This is a genomic window from Hymenobacter sp. DG01 (assembly GCF_006352025.1).
GTDB lineage: Bacteria > Bacteroidota > Bacteroidia > Cytophagales > Hymenobacteraceae > Hymenobacter.
Genome location: NZ_CP040936.1, coordinates 2418015 through 2434620, shown reverse-complemented (window position 1 = coordinate 2434620; position 16606 = coordinate 2418015). Strand labels below are relative to the sequence as shown.

General features: G+C 59.4%; 15 protein-coding genes. 9 read left to right on the top strand and 6 right to left on the bottom strand.

Annotated elements, in window-relative coordinates; all coding sequences use genetic code 11:
- Positions 1-88 precede the first annotated feature (88 nt).
- The 3 genes from FGZ14_RS10220 to FGZ14_RS10210 all read left to right on the top strand — a co-directional run bounded on the left by FGZ14_RS10220 (position 89) and on the right by FGZ14_RS10210 (position 4573).
- Positions 89-2080 carry a glycosyltransferase family 2 protein gene (locus FGZ14_RS10220; RefSeq protein WP_219601016.1) on the top strand — a complete coding sequence of 664 codons (1992 nt, stop codon included), beginning with the start codon at positions 89-91 and terminating at the stop codon, positions 2078-2080.
- Positions 2081-2169: 89 nt separating this feature from the next.
- Positions 2170-3390, top strand: coding sequence for a pyridoxal phosphate-dependent aminotransferase (locus FGZ14_RS10215; RefSeq protein ID WP_139923917.1), 1221 nt, complete (start codon positions 2170-2172; stop codon positions 3388-3390).
- 166 nt (positions 3391-3556) lie between these two features.
- The gene (locus FGZ14_RS10210; RefSeq protein ID WP_139923915.1) at positions 3557-4573 is read left to right on the top strand and encodes a bifunctional heptose 7-phosphate kinase/heptose 1-phosphate adenyltransferase; all 1017 of its coding nucleotides are present in this window, start codon (positions 3557-3559) and stop codon (positions 4571-4573) included.
- A 116-nt stretch (positions 4574-4689) separates the two neighbouring features.
- Here the strand turns inward: FGZ14_RS10210 and hemE are convergent, their stop codons facing one another.
- Complete coding sequence (gene hemE / locus FGZ14_RS10205; protein WP_139923913.1) at positions 4690-5715, bottom strand: uroporphyrinogen decarboxylase; 1026 nt, start codon at positions 5713-5715, stop codon at positions 4690-4692.
- Positions 5716-5972: 257 nt separating this feature from the next.
- On the opposite strand from hemE, the gene FGZ14_RS10200 reads away from it, so the two are divergent.
- Positions 5973-6218, top strand: a complete 246-nt coding sequence (locus FGZ14_RS10200) for a hypothetical protein (RefSeq protein ID WP_139923911.1) — start codon at positions 5973-5975, stop codon at positions 6216-6218.
- 3 nt (positions 6219-6221) lie between these two features.
- Here FGZ14_RS10200 and FGZ14_RS10195 read toward each other — a convergent pair whose 3' ends face one another.
- Complete coding sequence (locus FGZ14_RS10195; RefSeq protein WP_139923909.1) at positions 6222-6848, bottom strand: MarC family protein; 627 nt, start codon at positions 6846-6848, stop codon at positions 6222-6224.
- A 150-nt stretch (positions 6849-6998) separates the two neighbouring features.
- Between FGZ14_RS10195 and purE the strand changes: the two genes are divergently transcribed.
- Both purE and FGZ14_RS10185 read left to right on the top strand, forming a co-directional pair.
- Complete coding sequence (gene purE / locus FGZ14_RS10190; RefSeq protein WP_139923907.1) at positions 6999-7556, top strand: 5-(carboxyamino)imidazole ribonucleotide mutase; 558 nt, start codon at positions 6999-7001, stop codon at positions 7554-7556.
- A 51-nt stretch (positions 7557-7607) separates the two neighbouring features.
- A complete protein-coding gene (locus FGZ14_RS10185) occupies positions 7608-8780 on the top strand; it encodes an endonuclease/exonuclease/phosphatase family protein (protein WP_139923905.1) in 1173 nt (390 codons plus the stop codon).
- A 38-nt stretch (positions 8781-8818) separates the two neighbouring features.
- Here the strand turns inward: FGZ14_RS10185 and FGZ14_RS10180 are convergent, their stop codons facing one another.
- On the bottom strand, positions 8819-9967 hold the full coding sequence (locus tag FGZ14_RS10180; RefSeq protein ID WP_139923902.1) for an FAD-dependent monooxygenase: 1149 nt from the start codon (positions 9965-9967) through the stop codon (positions 8819-8821).
- Between the two features lie 270 nt (positions 9968-10237).
- Here FGZ14_RS10180 and FGZ14_RS10175 point away from each other — a divergent pair, with 270 nt between their 5' ends.
- Together FGZ14_RS10175 and FGZ14_RS10170 are read left to right on the top strand one after the other, a co-directional pair.
- On the top strand, positions 10238-11071 hold the full coding sequence (locus tag FGZ14_RS10175) for an AraC family transcriptional regulator (RefSeq protein WP_139923900.1): 834 nt from the start codon (positions 10238-10240) through the stop codon (positions 11069-11071).
- Between the two features lie 173 nt (positions 11072-11244).
- Positions 11245-11982, top strand: coding sequence for an SDR family oxidoreductase (locus FGZ14_RS10170; RefSeq protein ID WP_139923898.1), 738 nt, complete (start codon positions 11245-11247; stop codon positions 11980-11982).
- An 82-nt stretch (positions 11983-12064) separates the two neighbouring features.
- On the opposite strand, the gene dnaK is transcribed toward FGZ14_RS10170, so the two are convergent.
- On the bottom strand, positions 12065-14005 hold the full coding sequence (dnaK, locus tag FGZ14_RS10165) for a molecular chaperone DnaK (protein WP_139923896.1): 1941 nt from the start codon (positions 14003-14005) through the stop codon (positions 12065-12067).
- Positions 14006-14284: 279 nt separating this feature from the next.
- On the opposite strand from dnaK, the gene FGZ14_RS10160 reads away from it, so the two are divergent.
- Positions 14285-14662, top strand: coding sequence for a hypothetical protein (locus FGZ14_RS10160; protein WP_139923893.1), 378 nt, complete (start codon positions 14285-14287; stop codon positions 14660-14662).
- Here the strand turns inward: FGZ14_RS10160 and FGZ14_RS10155 are convergent.
- Together FGZ14_RS10155 and FGZ14_RS10150 are read right to left on the bottom strand one after the other, a co-directional pair.
- Positions 14648-15619, bottom strand: coding sequence for an alpha/beta hydrolase (locus FGZ14_RS10155; RefSeq protein WP_139923892.1), 972 nt, complete (start codon positions 15617-15619; stop codon positions 14648-14650). The two genes, FGZ14_RS10160 and FGZ14_RS10155, sit on opposite strands and share 15 nt — an antisense overlap.
- Positions 15620-15627: 8 nt before the next feature.
- Positions 15628-16485: a pseudouridine synthase gene (locus tag FGZ14_RS10150; RefSeq protein ID WP_139923889.1), complete on the bottom strand. Its 858-nt coding sequence runs from the start codon at positions 16483-16485 to the stop codon at positions 15628-15630.
- Positions 16486-16606 lie beyond the last annotated feature (121 nt).

The following is a 16606-nucleotide window of genomic DNA, read 5'->3' as shown; positions in this document are numbered from 1 at the left end:
GATTTTGAAACCCGGCCGGCAAGCCATGCAAGTTTCTAGAACAGATAGACTCTGCTTACCTTTCGCGGCCTTTCCTGCTCTGCTCCCTGTGCCGCCTGCCATTACGCTGTCCGTCGTTATTGTCAACTACAACGTCTGCTACTTTCTGGAGCAGGCGCTGCTCTCGGTGCGGCGGGCGGTGGAAAAGCTGGGCCGGCCGGTAGAAGTATTCGTGGTGGACAACAATTCCGTGGATGGCTCGGTGCATATGGTGCGCAGCCGGTTTCCGGAAGTCATCCTCCTTGAAAACAAGGATAACCCAGGCTTCTCCAGGGCCAACAACCAGGCCCTGCGCCAGGCCCGGGGCCAGTACGTGCTCTTGCTCAACCCCGATACTGTAGTAGAAGAAGACACCTTCCGGCTCTGCTGCGAGTTTATGGACGAGCACCCGCAGGCCGGCGGACTGGGCGTGAAGATGCTGGACGGGCAAGGTACCTTTCTGCCGGAAAGCAAGCGCGGGCTGCCTACCCCCTGGGTGGCCTTTTACAAGATTTTCGGGCTGGCAAAGCTGTTTCCGAAGTCGCGGCGCTTCGGGCGCTACCACCTGGGCTACCTCAGCCCCGAGCAAACCCACGAAATTGAGGTGCTCAGCGGGGCCTTTATGCTCATGCGCAAGGCCGCCCTGGACCAGGTAGGGCTGCTGGATGAAGACTACTTTATGTACGGCGAGGATATTGACCTCTCGTACCGCTTAACCCAGGGCGGCTGGAAAAACTACTATTTCGCCGGTACCCGCATCATTCACTACAAGGGCGAGAGCACCAAGCGCACGAGCGTAAACTACGTGTTCGTGTTTTACCGGGCCATGGTGATTTTCGCCCGCAAGCACTTTGCCCCGGGCCGGGCGGGGGCCTTCAGCTTCCTGATTAACCTGGCCATCTGGCTGCGGGCCGGCGCGGCCGTGGCCCAGCGCCTGGTGGTTCAGGCAGCGCCCGTGCTGCTCGATGCGGGCCTGCTCTACGGGGGCATGTACTTTCTGAAAACGTACTGGGAGCAAAACCACCGCTACGTGCGCGAGCCCTACCCCGAGCCCTACATGGCCGTGGCCGTACCCGTGTACGTGGCGGTGTGGCTGTTGTCGGCGTTTTTCAGCGGGGCCTACGACCAGCCTACCCGCGTGAGCCGCATTGTGCGGGGCATTTTTGTGGGCACGGTCCTGATTTCGGCTTTCAGCAACTTTCTGGACGCCTGGCGCTTCTCCAAGGCCCTGATTGTGCTGGGCGGGGCGTGGGCCGTGGCGGCCCTGAGCCTGCGGCGGGCCGCGGCCAACTTCCTGCGCTACCGTACCTTCAGCCTGACGGCTGAGTACCAGAAAAATGTGGCCATTGTGGGCTCGGCGGAGGAAGCCCAGCGGGTGCGCTACCTGCTGGAGCACGCGGCCGTGCCGGCGCGTGTAATTGGTTACATCGAGCCCGGCACGACTCCGGGCAAGGCCACCGCGCCCGCCGACGACCTGCTGGGCGAGGTGCGCCAACTCGACGACATTATCCGCATCTATGATCTGAATGAGCTGATTTTCTGCGGCCGCGACCTGTCGGCCAGCCAGATTATCGGGCTCATGGTGGAGCTGCACCGGCAGCCCCCGGTAGCGTACAAAATCCTACCCCAAGGCAGCGAGTACATCATCGGCAGTTCGGGTAAAGACTCGCCCGGCGATTACTACGCCCTCGATATTCAGCTAAACCTGTTCCGGCCGGCCCAGGTACGTACCAAGCGCCTGCTCGATATTGCCATTAGCCTGGTGCTGCTGCTGGCGGCGCCGGTAGTGGTGTGGGCGCAGCGGCACAAGGGCGGTTTTCTGCGCAACTGCCTGCGGGTACTGGCGGGCTCGCGCACCTGGGTAGGGCTGCGGTACGCCACGGCCCCGCGCCGGTTGGCCCGGGCAGTGCTTTCGGCCGCCGATGCGGCTCAGCCTACCGCTACGCCCCTGACCGAAGCCACCCGCCGCCGCCTGGAGCTGCTCTACGCCAAGGACTACGAGCCCGGGACCGACGTGCGCCTGCTGCTGCGCTGCTTCCGCTGGCTGGGGCGCGAAGAGTAGGCCGTGGCAAGCGAAAGCCCGCCGGGTTTTGCCCCGCACTCCGTACATTCGGCGTACCTTTGCGGCCTTCCCTAACCACCCCGTTTACCATGTCCGACGCTACCGCCCTCGCGCCCCTCGTTCTTTCTGACCGTATTAATGCCATGCAGGAGTCCCAGACGATTGCCATGGCCAAAAAGGCCCGCGAGCTGGCTGCCCAGGGTGTGGATGTAATTAGTTTGAGCTTTGGTGAGCCGGATTTTCAGACCCCGCAGTATATCAAGGACGCCGCCAAAAAGGCGCTTGATGAAGGCTTCACTTTCTACACCCCCGTGCCCGGCTACCCCGATCTTCGCCAGGCCATCTGCGACAAGTTTAAGCGCGACAATAACCTCGACTACAAGCCCGAAAACATTGTGGTCAGCACCGGCGCCAAGCAGTCGCTGGCCAACGCCGTGCTCAGCCTCATAAACCCCGGCGACGAGGTGATTGTGTTTTCGCCGTACTGGGTGAGCTACGAGGAGATGGTGAAGCTGGCCGAGGGTACGGCCGTGCCGCTGGTGGGCTCCCTGGAAAACGACTTTAAGGTGACGGCCCAGGAACTGGAGGCGGCCATTACGCCCCGTACCAAGCTTATCATGTACTCCTCGCCCTGCAACCCCACGGGGGCCGTGTTTTCGCGGGAGGAGCTGGGTGCTATTGCCGAGGTAGTAGCCCGCCACACGCAGGTGTACGTGCTGGCCGACGAGATTTATGAGTACATCAACTTTGTGGGCGAGCATGTGAGCATCGCGCAGTTTGAGGAAATCAAGGACCGGGTAATTACCGTGAACGGCTTTTCCAAGGGCTACGCCATGACGGGCTGGCGCGTGGGCTACCTCGCGGCCGACAAGAAAATTGCTGGCGCCTGCGAAAAAATGCAAAGCCAGATTACGTCCGGCACCTGCGCCATGACCCAGCGCGCGGCCCTAGCCGCCCTGCAGGGGGGGCGCTCCTCGGCCGATGAAATGGTGGAAGCCTACCGCCGCCGCCGCGACCTGGTGCTGGAGCTGGTGAAAGATATTCCGGGCTTCCGGACGCCTACCCCCAGCGGGGCCTTCTACATCTTCCCCGATGTAACCGGTTACTTCGGCAAAACCACGCCCACCGGCGAGGTTATCAGCTCCGCCCAGGATCTGGCGCTGTACATGCTCAACGACGGCCACGTAGCCGCCGTGGACGGGGCCGCCTTCGGGGCGCCCAACTGCATCCGCTTCAGCACCGCTGCCGCCGATGAAAAGCTGCGCGAGGCCTTTATCCGCATCAAAAACAGCCTGGCTAAGCTGGTGTAAAGCCTGGCGAAGCCAACGCATAATCTGAAACAGAGCGTCGTGCTGCCCTTTGTGCAAGCACGACGCTCTGTTTTGCTACCCCCATAGCAGCCGGCAACCGCATCTTGCTGCCTTCTTTCCGGCAGGTAGATTACCTTTGCGGCCTTTACTTCCTAGATTTGCCCTGATGCCTGCTGCCGTTTTGCCCGCTTCGCTACCCGAGTTGTTTGCCGCGTTCAACCACCTTACCGTTCTGATTGTAGGCGACGTGATGATGGACGCTTACGTATGGGGCAAAGCAACCCGCCTCTCGCCCGAAGCGCCGGTACCGGTGGTAAACGTGAGCCGCACGGAGCAGCGCCTGGGCGGAGCCGCCAACGTGGCTCTGAACGTGCAGGCCCTGGGGGCTACCCCCTTGCTGTGCGCGGTAATAGGGGAGGACCAGGGCGGCGACCAGCTGCTGGAGCTGCTGCATACCACTGGGCTTTCGGCCGAGGGCATTGTGCGCTCGTCGTACCGGCCTACCACCGTGAAGCAGCGCATCCTGGCCCACGGCCAGCAGCTGCTGCGCATCGACTCCGAGGTTGAAACCGATCTGAACTCTACTGAAAACGCGGATCTGGCCGTGCGCTTCGAGCAGCTGCTCGACCGCGCCGACGTGATAATCTTTGAGGATTACGACAAGGGCGTGCTTAATGAAGCCAGCATTCAACACTTCATCAGCCTGGCCCGGCAGCGCGGTATTCCTACCGTGGTGGACCCCAAGAAGAAAAACTTCCTGGCTTACCAGCACTGCACCCTGTTTAAGCCTAACCTGAAAGAGCTGCGCGAAGGCCTCAAGCTGGAGTTCGGTGACACCGATGCCGACCGCCCACACTTCGAAAGCGCCGTGGCCCGCCTGCGCGAGCTGCTCACGCCCGAAATTGTACTGGTAACCCTATCCGAGCGCGGCGTATTCGTGGAAAACGGCACGCTCACGCGCACCTACATCCCGGCCCACCTGCGCACTATCTCCGACGTATCGGGGGCCGGCGACACGGTTATCAGCATTGCGGCGCTGTGCGTAGCCCTGGGCCTGCCTGCCCCCGTAACCGCTGCGCTGGCCAACCTGGGTGGCGGGTTGGTGTGCGAGCAGGTTGGGGTAGTGCCCATCGAGAAACAACAGCTCCTAGCCGAAGCCGAAGGGGTAGGACTGACGCTGTAAGCAACTTGTAAAACGGTCATTCCGAGCGGAGCGAGGAATCTGGGGTAACCTACAAGAGGCTGACCCAGATTCCTCACTCCGCTCGGAATGACAGATTACAGAGTAGTGCGCGCTGCTTAGCGGCGGCTGTGCTCTTTTACGGTTTCGATGAACACCTTCACGTTGTCCGGGTTGGTGTCGGGGTACACGCCGTGGCCCAGGTTGGCAATGTGGCGCTGCTTACCGAACTGCTCCAGCATCTGAATAGTGGCGGCGCGCACCTGATCCGGAGTGCCGTAGAGGGCGCAGGGGTCGAGGTTGCCCTGCAGGGTTTTGTCGCCGACAAGGGGGCGTACGGCGCGGGCATCCTGGTTCCAGTCGAGGCCGATGGTGCGGCAGGGCAGCTGGGCGAAGTCCTCCACGGCCCAGAAAGCACCCTTGGCAAACACCGTCACGGGCACCTCCGGAATAGCCTGGCAGATTTCGGCGATGTAGCGGGTGCTGAATTCCTTATAGTGCGCAGGGGGGAGAATGCCAGCCCAGGAATCAAACACCTGAATAATGTTGGCGCCGGCTTGCACCTGGGCGCGGAGGTAGGCAATGGTAGTAGCCGTAATTTTGCGCAGCAGCTCATGGGCCAGCTCCGGCTCGGCGTAGAGCATGCGGCGGGCTTTGCTGAAGGTTTTCGAGCCGTGGCCTTCCACCATGTAGGCCAGAATTGTCCAGGGCGCCCCGGCAAACCCGATAAGCGGCACCCGGCCGTTGAGCGCACGCTTAGTTACCCGAATGGCTTCCAGCACGTAGCCCAGGTGCTCCTCGGGGTCAGCAACACGCATGCGGGCGACATCCTGCGCGGTTTTGATGGTTTCGGGGAACAGAGGGCCGCGGGCTTCCACCATCTCGTAGGTCAGGCCCATGGCTTCGGGCACCACCAGAATATCGGAGAAGATGATAGCCGCGTCCACGTCCAGCGCATCAACCGGCTGAATGGTGACTTCAGCGGCCAGCTCGGGGGTTTCTACAAGTTCCTTGAAGCCACTGAGGCGGGCGCGCAGGGCGCGGTACTCGGGCAGGATGCGGCCGGCCTGGCGCATGAGCCACACGGGCGTGCGCTCAGTTTCTTCGCCACGGGCGGCGCGGAGGATAAGGTCGTTCTTCAGCATAGGAAGCGCAAAGGTAACGCGTGGAAACTGGTTGCACTGCATGCCTAGCGACTCTGTTGAGGACAGGCCTCCTTACTGATGCAGGGAGCAAATAGTAATTTTCCCGCCTTTCAAGCGTATTATTTAACCGGGTGTTAGGTATTTTATGACTCTCCTGAACACGTTGTATTATGACTATTACTTCACTTATAGAAAGAGTCCTACGCTCTGTGAGGTTTCTGTTTTCCAGCATTATCTTATGCTGGATGCTTGTTTTCATGTCGCCCTATAAAGAGCAGTATCTGGAAATTAGTCGGTATTATTTCGATGATGATTCTATTTTTTTAGGGATGGTGCTATCCTTTTTGGGCTTGCTGATACATCTGCCGAGCATGCTAGTGGCAACATTCCCTCCGCGCACACTCAACGCAAAAGCTAATCTTCTGTTTGTAGTGAGTTTTATACTGATGTTGGCTTATTGGAGCTACTACATGAACAGCGACGCTGCAATGCACCAGCAATAGTACTTACCGGCTCAGGCCCGGAAATAAGGCCCCAATGGCCGTAGCCAGGAAATTCACCCCGATGGCCAGGGTGATAAAGCCCATAATACGGGCCAGCGCGGCCATACCGGGGCGGCCCAGAAAGCGGGTGAGCCGGAGCGAAGACATCAGGATGAGGTAGGCGGCCAAGGCCACCAGCACGAAGCCCAGGAAAATCAGGGCCATATCCAGGAAGCTCAGCTTCTCGGTGAACAGGCCGATGCACACGGCCATGGAGCCGGGGCCCGAGAGCATGGGCATGGCCAGGGGTGTGAAGCTGATATCGTCCTTGTGGCGGCTTTCATCGAGGGTAGCATCCGAAACTTTGCTGCGGTTGCCGCCAGGCGTGAGCAAATCGAAGGCCGAGCGCATGAGCAGGATGCCGCCCGCAATGCGCAGGTGATGAATGTTGATGCCGAAGAAATTCAGCACGTACTGGCCCGCGAAAAATGAAACGGCCAGAACCCCAATCATATAGATGCAGGCGCGCAGGGCTATGCCGGCCCGGTGCGCCGGCGTATCCTCCTCCGTCAGGGTCAGGAACACGGGCATGGCACTGAAGGGGTTCACAACCGAAAAGAGGGTAGTAAACGTGGCAAGCAGGATTTCCATAGGCAGGGAACACAACGGCGGCGGGTAAAGGTACGAGCCTTTGAGAATCAGCAAACAGGGAAAATGCTATGTTTATAGACTCAACCGCACCGCTGGGAGGTCGTAAAAGCCTATCCCGACCCGGGCTGTCCTGTTTTCCTGTACTTCCGTATGCCTACTACGCTTCCCGCCGCCGCAGCGGCCGATATTCCGGCTCCCCACGATACGCCCCTGGTGGGCATTATCATGGGCTCCCAATCTGATTTGAAAATTATGTCGGCGGCGGCTGAGCTGCTGCAACAGTTCGGCATCACCTACGAAATCACCCTGGTATCGGCGCATCGCACCCCGCACCGATTGGTGGAGTACGCCGAAACTGCCCGCAAGCGCGGCCTGCGCGTAATTATTGCCGGCGGGGGAGGGGCGGCCCACCTGCCCGGCATGATTGCCTCGTTTACGACTCTGCCCGTTATTGGAGTGCCCATTAACTCCACTACCTCCTTCCACGGCCTCGACTCCATTCTCTCGATGCTGCAGATGCCGGCGGGTGTGCCCGTGGCTACCGTGGCGCTGGATGGGGCTACCAATGCCGCCGTGCTGGCTACCCAGATGCTGGCTCTGAACAATGCCCGCCTGGCCGATGTGCTGGAAAAGTACCGCACCTCCCTGAAGGATAAGGTGATGCGCACCATTGAGGAGCTGCGCAAAGGCGGCTTCAACGACGATTAAGCTGCCCGACTTCCTACCCCCCTTTCTCCCACGCCTACTCTCTCCCCTTCCGTGCCCGACCTCCATGTTCCACTTTGGCTGCAGCTTGCACACGGCCTTACGCTGCTGCTGGCCGTAGCCACGCTGGTAGCCACGCTGCTGCCCCTGCTGCGCCAGACCGCCTGGTGGATTCGCATTTTTGATTTTCCGCGCCTGCAGATTGTGGGTGTGCTGGTGGTGGTGGTGGTGGCCGGGCTGCTGCTGCGCTGGCACCGTCCCGCCGACGCCACCTACTGGGGCCCCGGCCTGCTACTGGCGCTGGCCGCCGCCATCATCTATCAGCTGCTGCGCGTGATGCCCTACACCCGCCTGGTGCCAAAGCAAGTCGGGGACAGCACCCATAAGGATGGTCGCCGGCACTTGAGCCTGACCATGATGAACGTGCTGCAGTACAACAAGCAAGGCAAAAAGGCCTTGCGGGTACTTCAGGAGGCCGATTCGGACCTGATTATGGCGGTGGAAACCGACTTGTGGTGGCTGGAGCAGCTTAAGCCCCTGGAAGAAACCCACCCCTACACCTGCCACGAGCCCCTGGACAATACCTACGGCCTGCTGTTCTTCTCGCGCCTACCCCTGCACGGCTGCGAAGTGAAGTATCTGCTCGATGACGATGTACCCTCTATTCATACGCTGGTAGAGCTGCCCGACAGCAAAACCATGGTGCGCGTGTACGGCCTCCACCCCAAGCCCCCGGCACCCGCCGAGGCCAAAACCAGCACCAAGCGCGACGCCGAACTGCTGTTGGTGGGCAAAACCATCGACCAGAAAGACGAGCCGACGATTGTGTTTGGCGACATGAACGACGTGGCCTGGTCGCATACCTCCGAGCTGTTCCGGCGCATCAGCGGCCTGCTTGACCCGCGCGTGGGGCGTGGCCTGCTGCCCACCTTCCACGCCGATTACCTGCTGCTGCGCTGGCCCCTGGACCACGTATTCGTTTCGCCCCATTTTAAGGTCGATGACATGGAGCGCCTGCCTTACGTCGGCTCCGACCACTTCCCCATCTACATCAAGCTCAGCTACGAGCCCCACGATAAGGAGGAGCAGGAAGAAAACGCCGAAGAGGCCAACGCCGATGACCACCAGGAAGCGGTAGAAAAAATTCAGGAGGGCTTTGAGGAAGAGGATGAGGAGGAGCAGGAAGAAGCCGCCAATCCCGGCCGCCAAAAAGAACTGACTACCTAAGCAAAAAGGCCGAAGCGCTACCGCTTCGGCCTTTTTCGTTAAAGCTCATCGTAGAGCCAGGCCATCTGGCTTCGGCTTACGGCGGGGGGTAGGAGCTGCATAACCGTGTTGCGCAGCTTGGTGAGCAGTGGGCTTTCCAGCTGCCCCACCCGGCCCAGCTGCCGGGACGTGGTGATAATACGGGTGGTGCGCCGCAGGCGCCGCTGCTCGAAGCGGCGAAAAGCCGCTGGTATATCCGCCGATTCGGTAAGACACTGGGCCAGTACGGCGGCATCTTCCACGGCCATGCCCGCTCCCTGGCCCAGGTTGGGGGTAGTGGCATGCGCGGCGTCGCCGAGGAGCAGGATGCACCCGAAGGCAAACCGCGGCAGGGGCTTCAAGTCGAGAATGTCGTTCCAGAGCAGGTGCTCGTCGTGGGTGAGAGCCAGCAACTCGGGCACAGGCGCGTGGAAACCGGCAAAGGCGCGCTGCAGATCTGCGGTACGGTACGCCCGGAACTGCGGGTTTTGTGGCTCGTGGCTGTTCAGGCAGGCAAACCAATATACCTGGCCACCGCCCACCGGAACGTAGCCGAAGCGCCGGCCCCGCTCGCCCCATACCTCGCACGATTCGCCGGCGGGCAGGGCCAACTGCCGCGCATCCACCACGGCTCGCCAGCAGGTGTAACCTGCGTAGCGCGGCTCGGAGCCAGGTAGTAGCTGCCGCCGCACGCTGGAGCGAAGCCCATCGGCTCCAATCAGGGCATCGGCTCGCACGGTGTGCCCGTTGGTAAAGTGGGCTACCACGCCCGCTTCCGTAGTTTCAGCCCCCTCAAACGGGCACCCCAACTGGAGTATGCCCGGGGGCAGGAGACGCACCAGCACCTGCTGCAGCGCCGCCCGATGTATGCCTAGGTTGGGAAAGCCCAGCCGGGTAGTAAACGGGGTGGTATCGGCAGATTGGAGCATCTGGCCGTGCTGCGTGCGCAGGTCGAGGCGCGTAACCGGGGAGCCAAGGGGTAGCACCGCTTCGTGCAGGCCCAGTTGCTGCAGGGCCCGCATGGCGTTAGCCCCCAGCACCAGGCCGGCGCCTACCTCCCGCAGCTCTGGCGCCGCCTCATACACCCGTACCGAGTGGCCCAGCCGGAGCAGCGCGTGAGCCGTAGTGAGGCCTCCAATGCCGGCGCCGATAACAAGAAAGTGTGCCATAGAGCTTAGAATGCTGCTTTGTGCACAACATCTGCGCTAATGTACGCCGCCGGGCCGGGTACTAAGGAGCCTGTTAGCAAAGAGTGGCCTGAGTCATCTGTCCCGGCCTGTAAAACAGGAAAAGACCCGTTCAGATGAGGAAGCTTATCGTCTGCCAGGCTACCCTGTTTAGACTGAATGGACCGCTGAGCAAAGCATCTTTGGCCTTTTGAGCAAAGTACCTGAAGGTGGAGCTACCTACTTTTGTGAGACCTCTAACGATATTCTCTCATGGCAAGCAAGCTACTGAATCCCTTCGCAGAAATGGTAGTAGTGTGCGGCGGCAACTGGCGCTACCAGGGAGAGGCTGCCTTCGAGGACCATATATTGGTTAGTGTACTGGCTGGTGAATTGAAGGTGGTGCAAGCCAACCGCACACTCTTATGTGGAGCGGGTGATACGCTGCTGCCCCCTAGACGGGAACCCGCTACGCTGATTAAGAGCCCTAAGGATGGGGCCGCTTATCAGGCCGTCATTATGAAGCTGCCTACGGCTCTGGTGCGGGCGTACTACGCCGAAAATGCCCCAGCAACAGCGCGGCCAGCTTCCCGTGATGTTCTGGTGTTTCCCAAAAATCCGCTGCTGCAAAGCCTCTTTGCGTCGCTGCTGCCTTATCTGGAACTCCAGCATCCGCTGCCGGAGAAGTTGCTGGCCGTTAAGATTACGGAGGTGATAGAGATTCTGCGCAGCCTCGACCAGAACAGCGACGGGATATTGGCCGACTTCTCTGAGCCAGGGAAAGTGAATCTGGTGGAGTTCATGGAAGCCAACTACATGTTCAATATCTCTCTGGCCAAGTTCAGCTACCTGACCGGCCGCAGCTTAACTACTTTCAAGCGAGACTTTAAGAAGGCCTTTCAGCTGAGCCCCCAGCGCTGGCTCACGCAAAAAAGATTGGCGCTGGCCCATTACCAGCTCGCAGAAAAGAGAAGAAAGCCCATAGAGCTGTATTTGGAGGTAGGCTTTGAGAATCTGGCGCATTTCTCCTACGCCTTCAAAAAGCAGTTTGGCTACTCCCCAACTGCCATAGTCAGGGCAGAGGGAAAGCAGCCCGCAACCGGCTGAAATGGTGAGCCATCGGAAGTAGCGGGCTGCTTCTGGCAGGACAACTGTAACCCCTAACAAACCCATTGAAAGGCATCAGCAAATGCCCGACGGATAAAGCTATGCCCTTACCTCAGTAGTCCGGCAGGAATGGTCCTGCCGGTTCGTTTCCTCAACTAGTCCAAGTAAACCACATGAAGTCAGCATTGGTCACGGGCGCTAACAAAGGCATAGGCCTGGAAGTCGCCAAACTACTTGCTCAGCACGGATTCTTCGTGTATATCGGCAGCCGTAATCTGAAGAGCGGTGAAGCCGCCGTAGAACAGCTCAAAGCCACCGGGCTTACTACCCTCGCAGCTGTTCAGTTAGACGTCACTAATCCCGATTCTATCCAGGCCGCTCGGAAATCGATTGAGGCAAAAACGCCAGTTTTGGATGTGCTGGTTAACAACGCTGGTATTTCCGGCGGTATGTCGCAGTCGGCCCGGCAAACTACCCTAGGTCAGTTTCAGGAGGTGTTTGCCACCAACGTATTCGGAGTGGCTGGAGTCACGCAGGCATTTCTCGACCTACTGGAAAAGTCGCCGGAGCCGCGCATCGTAAATGTGAGCACGGCCATGGCCTCGCTGACGCTGTTCGCGGACTTTGATAACGCGAATTCTGCTTATCGGCTGCCGGTGTACCAAGCGTCGAAAGCAGCTTTGAATATGTACACCCTCAACCTGGCCCACGAGCTGCGCGACACTCCATTTAAAGTCAATGCAGTGTGCCCCGGCTACACCCAAACCGACTTCACGGGCCACCAGGGCACCAGTACGGTAGAGGAAGCCGGGCAACGCATCGTCAAGTACGCACTGATCGGCTCAGATGGGCCAACTGGTAAGTACTTCAGTGAGGAGTACTTCCCGGCCCCAGCAACCTGCCCGTGGTAAGCGCATAAGGCTTGCAGCTCTCTAAATAAAAAGGCCCAGCGCAATTGCGCCGGGCCTTTTTATGATTTAATCCTCTTGCGGATTACTTGCCTACTTCTTCATAGTCAACGTCCGTCACGTTGTCGTGGGGCTGGCCTTGCTGGCCGTTGCCGCCGGGCTGACCACCGAAGGGGTTGCCACCGTCAGCACCAGGCTGGCCGTCGGCGCCACCCTGGGTAGCGGCGTACATTTCCTGCGAAGCAGCCTGCCAGGCAGCGTTGATAGCGGCCATGGCGGTGTCAATCTGGCCGAGGTCTTTGCTCTCGTGGGCCTTCTTCAGGTCAGCAAGGGCATTTTCAACGGCCGTTTTGTTGCCGGCGCTCAGCTTGTCGCCGTACTCGTTCAGCTGCTTTTCGGTCTGGAAGATCATCGAGTCAGCCTGGTTAACTTTCTCAATGCGCTCCTTCTCCTGCTTGTCAGCTTCAGCGTTAGCAGCGGCTTCGTTGCGCATACGCTCGATATCGGCGTCGGTGAGGCCCGACGAGGCTTCGATGCGGATTTTCTGCTCCTTGCCGGTGCCTTTGTCTTTAGCCGAAACGTGCAGAATGCCGTTGGCGTCAATGTCAAAGGTTACTTCGATTTGCGGAACACCACGGGGTGCTGGCGGAATCGAGTCGAGGTGGAAGCGGCCAATGGTGCGGTTCTGCGAAGCCAGCGGACGCTCGCCCTGCAGTACGTGAATCTCTACCGAAGGCTGGTTGTCGGAAGCCGTCGAGAAGGTCTCGGACTTCTTGGTCGGAATGGTCGTGTTCGACTCGATGAGCTTGGTCATTACACCGCCCATGGTTTCGATACCCAGCGAGAGCGGGGTTACGTCGAGCAGGAGCACGTCCTTTACTTCACCGGTCAGTACACCACCCTGGATGGCAGCGCCTACGGCTACTACTTCGTCGGGGTTAACGCCCTTCGAAGGCTTCTTGCCGAAGAACTTCTCTACCTCCTCCTGAATGCGGGGGATACGGGTCGAGCCACCTACCAGGATTACTTCGTCGATATCGGAAGTGCTCAGGCCAGCGTCTTGCAGAGCCTTTTTGCAAGGCTCCATCGAGCGGCGCACCAGCGAGTCAGCCAGCTGCTCGAATTTCGCGCGGCTCAGCTTTACTACCAAGTGTTTCGGGCCCGAAGCGGTAGCCGTTACGTAGGGCAGGTTGATTTCCGTTTCGGTGGAAGACGACAGCTCTACTTTGGCTTTCTCAGCAGCTTCTTTCAAGCGCTGGAGGGCCATAGCGTCTTTGCGCAGGTCGAGGCCTTCGTTTTCGCTGGCAAAGGTTTCCGCCAGGAAGTTGATGATTACCTGGTCGAAGTCGTCGCCACCGAGGTGGGTGTCACCATTGGTGCTCAGTACTTCGAACACACCATCACCCAGCTCCAGAATCGAGATGTCGAAAGTACCACCACCGAGGTCGTACACGGCAATTTTCTGGTCTTTGTGCTTTTTGTCGAGGCCGTAAGCCAGGGCAGCAGCAGTAGGCTCGTTGATGATGCGCTTCACATCGAGGCCAGCAATAGCACCGGCTTCTTTGGTAGCCTGGCGCTGGGCGTCGTTGAAGTAAGCCGGAACCGTAATAACGGCTTCGGTTACGCTGGTGCCGAGGTAGTCTTCTGCGGTCTGCTTCATTTTCTGCAGAACCATGGCCGAAATTTCCTGGGGCGTGTACTGACGGTCGCCGATTTGCACAGCTACCGTGTTGTTAGAACCGCGCACTAGCTCGTAGGAAACGTGCTTCGACTCTTCCGAAACTTCGCCGAAGCTGCGGCCCATGAAGCGCTTAATCGACTGCAGCGTATTCTTGGGGTTGGTAATGGCCTGACGTTTGGCGGGGTCACCGACTTTCCGTTCGCCTTTACCGTTATCGAGGAACGCCACGATCGAGGGAGTCGTGCGGCGGCCTTCGCTATTCGGAATTACCACCGGCTCGTTGCCTTCCATTACGGCCACGCACGAGTTGGTGGTGCCGAGGTCAATACCGATTATTTTGCCCATGTGAATGGTTGTATATTAGGAGTTGAGGTGTCAGATACTGGTTGCGAATCACTCGCACCGGGGGAATTACAAGACGCGTACCAGCCAAGAAAATGCCTTTATTTCGTGACAGATTGTCATTTTGGAATATCTCGTGGTATCGTTTCGCGACGGTCTGACTTCTACGATAAAACCAGGGGTAGGATATGCTGACAGCTGGGCAGAAGACGTAGCTCCCAACAAATAGTAGTGAGCGATGCTTTGGCTATTTTGCTTCCATTATTGATCAGTACTCTATGTATGTCCGCAGATAACCCTTCGCCTCAAGTTGTTGAACAGCGGGTAAGAAATCTGATTATAGAATACGTGCAGATGGTTTCTCAGTATAAAACTGGGGAAATGCCAGGGCTGATTGAAGTTATTTGTATGTGGGAAGATTATGTCTTCCGTCCTTTAACTTCTCATCACTTTCAAGAGCCCGTATATGCACCCATAGAGAAAGTAGCGCTTGAGAATGTTGATAGAGCATGGGCAGATTTCGCTACTAATACTACCCCCGAAATGGTGTATGAGAATGAATTAGCTGCGTTAACTACACCAGAATGGCATGCGCTCGTACTGGCCGCTTTGAATGCAGCAGAAGTTCTGTCTGAGCGAGGTAAGCTATCGGAGGACTAAAGCGGCTCTGCTCGTATAGTTATCCGTAAATCCCTGAATCGTCTGTTCCCACAGCTGCTTATGTTTCCACCAATACGGCTCGTGGCCGGAGCCGGGGAAATCCTGCCGCTGCTTGGGGCCGCGAAGGGCGGCGTAAATAGCATCGGTTTCCGGGCGGGTTACGCGCGGGTCGGCTTCGCCCCACATCAGTAGGGTAGGGGTAGATATGCGGGCGGCGTACCGGGTAGCATCGAGGTCGAAGGCCCAGAAGTTGTTCTCTACCCCACCCCAGAACACCAGCAGGTTGGCCATCGGGAAGGGCGGAACGTGCATGGAGCGGAAGCGGCTCTGGGCCGTTTCGAGCATGGAGCCGTAGGGGCACTCCAGCAGGTTGGCCGTGGGGCGCAGGCCCAGCTCGGCCTCGGCCCGCAAAGTGGCTACGGCGCCCATAGAGTTGGCGTAGATGAACACCGGCCCCGGCCGCCGCTGCAGCCACCGGACTACGGAAGCCACATCTTCAGCTTCGTGGTGGCCCACGGTGCAAGTGTTGCCCTCGGAGCCGCCGTTACCCGCAAAATCGGTCAGCACGACGCTATAGCCCAGGCTGCGGAAGTAGCGGGCTTCGGTGAGCAGTTTTGCTTTCGAGCTGGTGTACCCGTGAAACAGGGCCACCGTGCCGCGTGCGTTCGAAACCTCGCCCTGCCACACTTCCAGCCGCCCGTTGGGGCTTTCGATGTGGGTAGTGACGTAAGGAAAATTGGGAATAGCCTGGTTGACGGGCTTGGGGTTCTTGATGCCCGTGAGCAGCACCCACAGCTTCCGCGGCAGCGTCAGCTGCTCGGGGTTACCAGTGTGAGGGCTGGTTTCGGTAGTGAAATGGGTGAACTGCCAGGCGTGGAAAGCAGCTACTACATTCAGCAGCACGAAAGCTATGGCCGCCAGCGCGGCTACCCGCCGCAGTTTTCGGGCGCGGAGCATACGCCTGCTTAGCTACGCCCGGAGCGGCCACCGGCCGCGCCTGGTTTGCGGGGCGCGCTACCCCGTCCGGCCGACTTAGGGCCGGGCTTGCTGCCGGTTTTACCGGGGGTAGCATTGCGGACGGCGCCCCGGGTACCCGTAGCGCGTGAGTTGCCAGCAGGTTTTCCACCACCAGGGGTAGTAAAGCCGCTACGGTTGGTGCTGCGCGGCTTTTCACCAGCGGGGCGCACGCCACCGGGCCAGTATTCTGAGCCTTTACCGGGCGTTTTGAAGGTGCCGGCGGCGGCCGTCTGGGCGGCCATGTCTTCAGTTAGGGCCTGCACTTCGGCTTTGGTCAGGTCGCGCCACTCGCCGGGTTGCAGCTGATCTACCCGCAAATCGGCAATGCTGACGCGCACGAGGCGTAGGGTGGGGTAGCCCACGGCGGCCGTCATCTTGCGCACCTGCCGGTTCATGCCCTGCGAAATCCGGATTTGCACCCACGTGGTGGGGATGTTGGCCCGGAAGCGTACCGGTTTGCTACGCTCCCACAGCTCCGGCGTTTCGGGCAGCAAGGCTACCTCGGCGGGGGTGGTAAAGCCGGTTTTCAGGTCCACACCCCGGCGCAGGTTTTCCAGGGCCTCCTCCGTCGGTATGCCTTCTACCTGTACCCAATACGTTTTTGGTACCTTAAAGCGCGGCTCGGAGAGGCGGTGCTGCAGTTGCTTATCGTCGGTGAGCAGCACCAGACCCTCGGAGTCGTAGTCGAGGCGGCCAACGGGGTAAATGTTCGGGACGTTGACAAAATCCTTGAGCGTTTTCCGGCCGGTTTCGTCGGTAAACTGGGTCAGGACTTCGTAGGGCTTGTTGAGGAGAATGTAGCGCATGCGGGGCATGAGCCTTCCAGCTCACGTAAAAGCAATAAAAAACAGGATTCCGGACGGCGCGGGAAACCGGCACGACCCACACGGCCTGCTCCCGTTTCCTACCCCATCCGGAGCCGCAAAG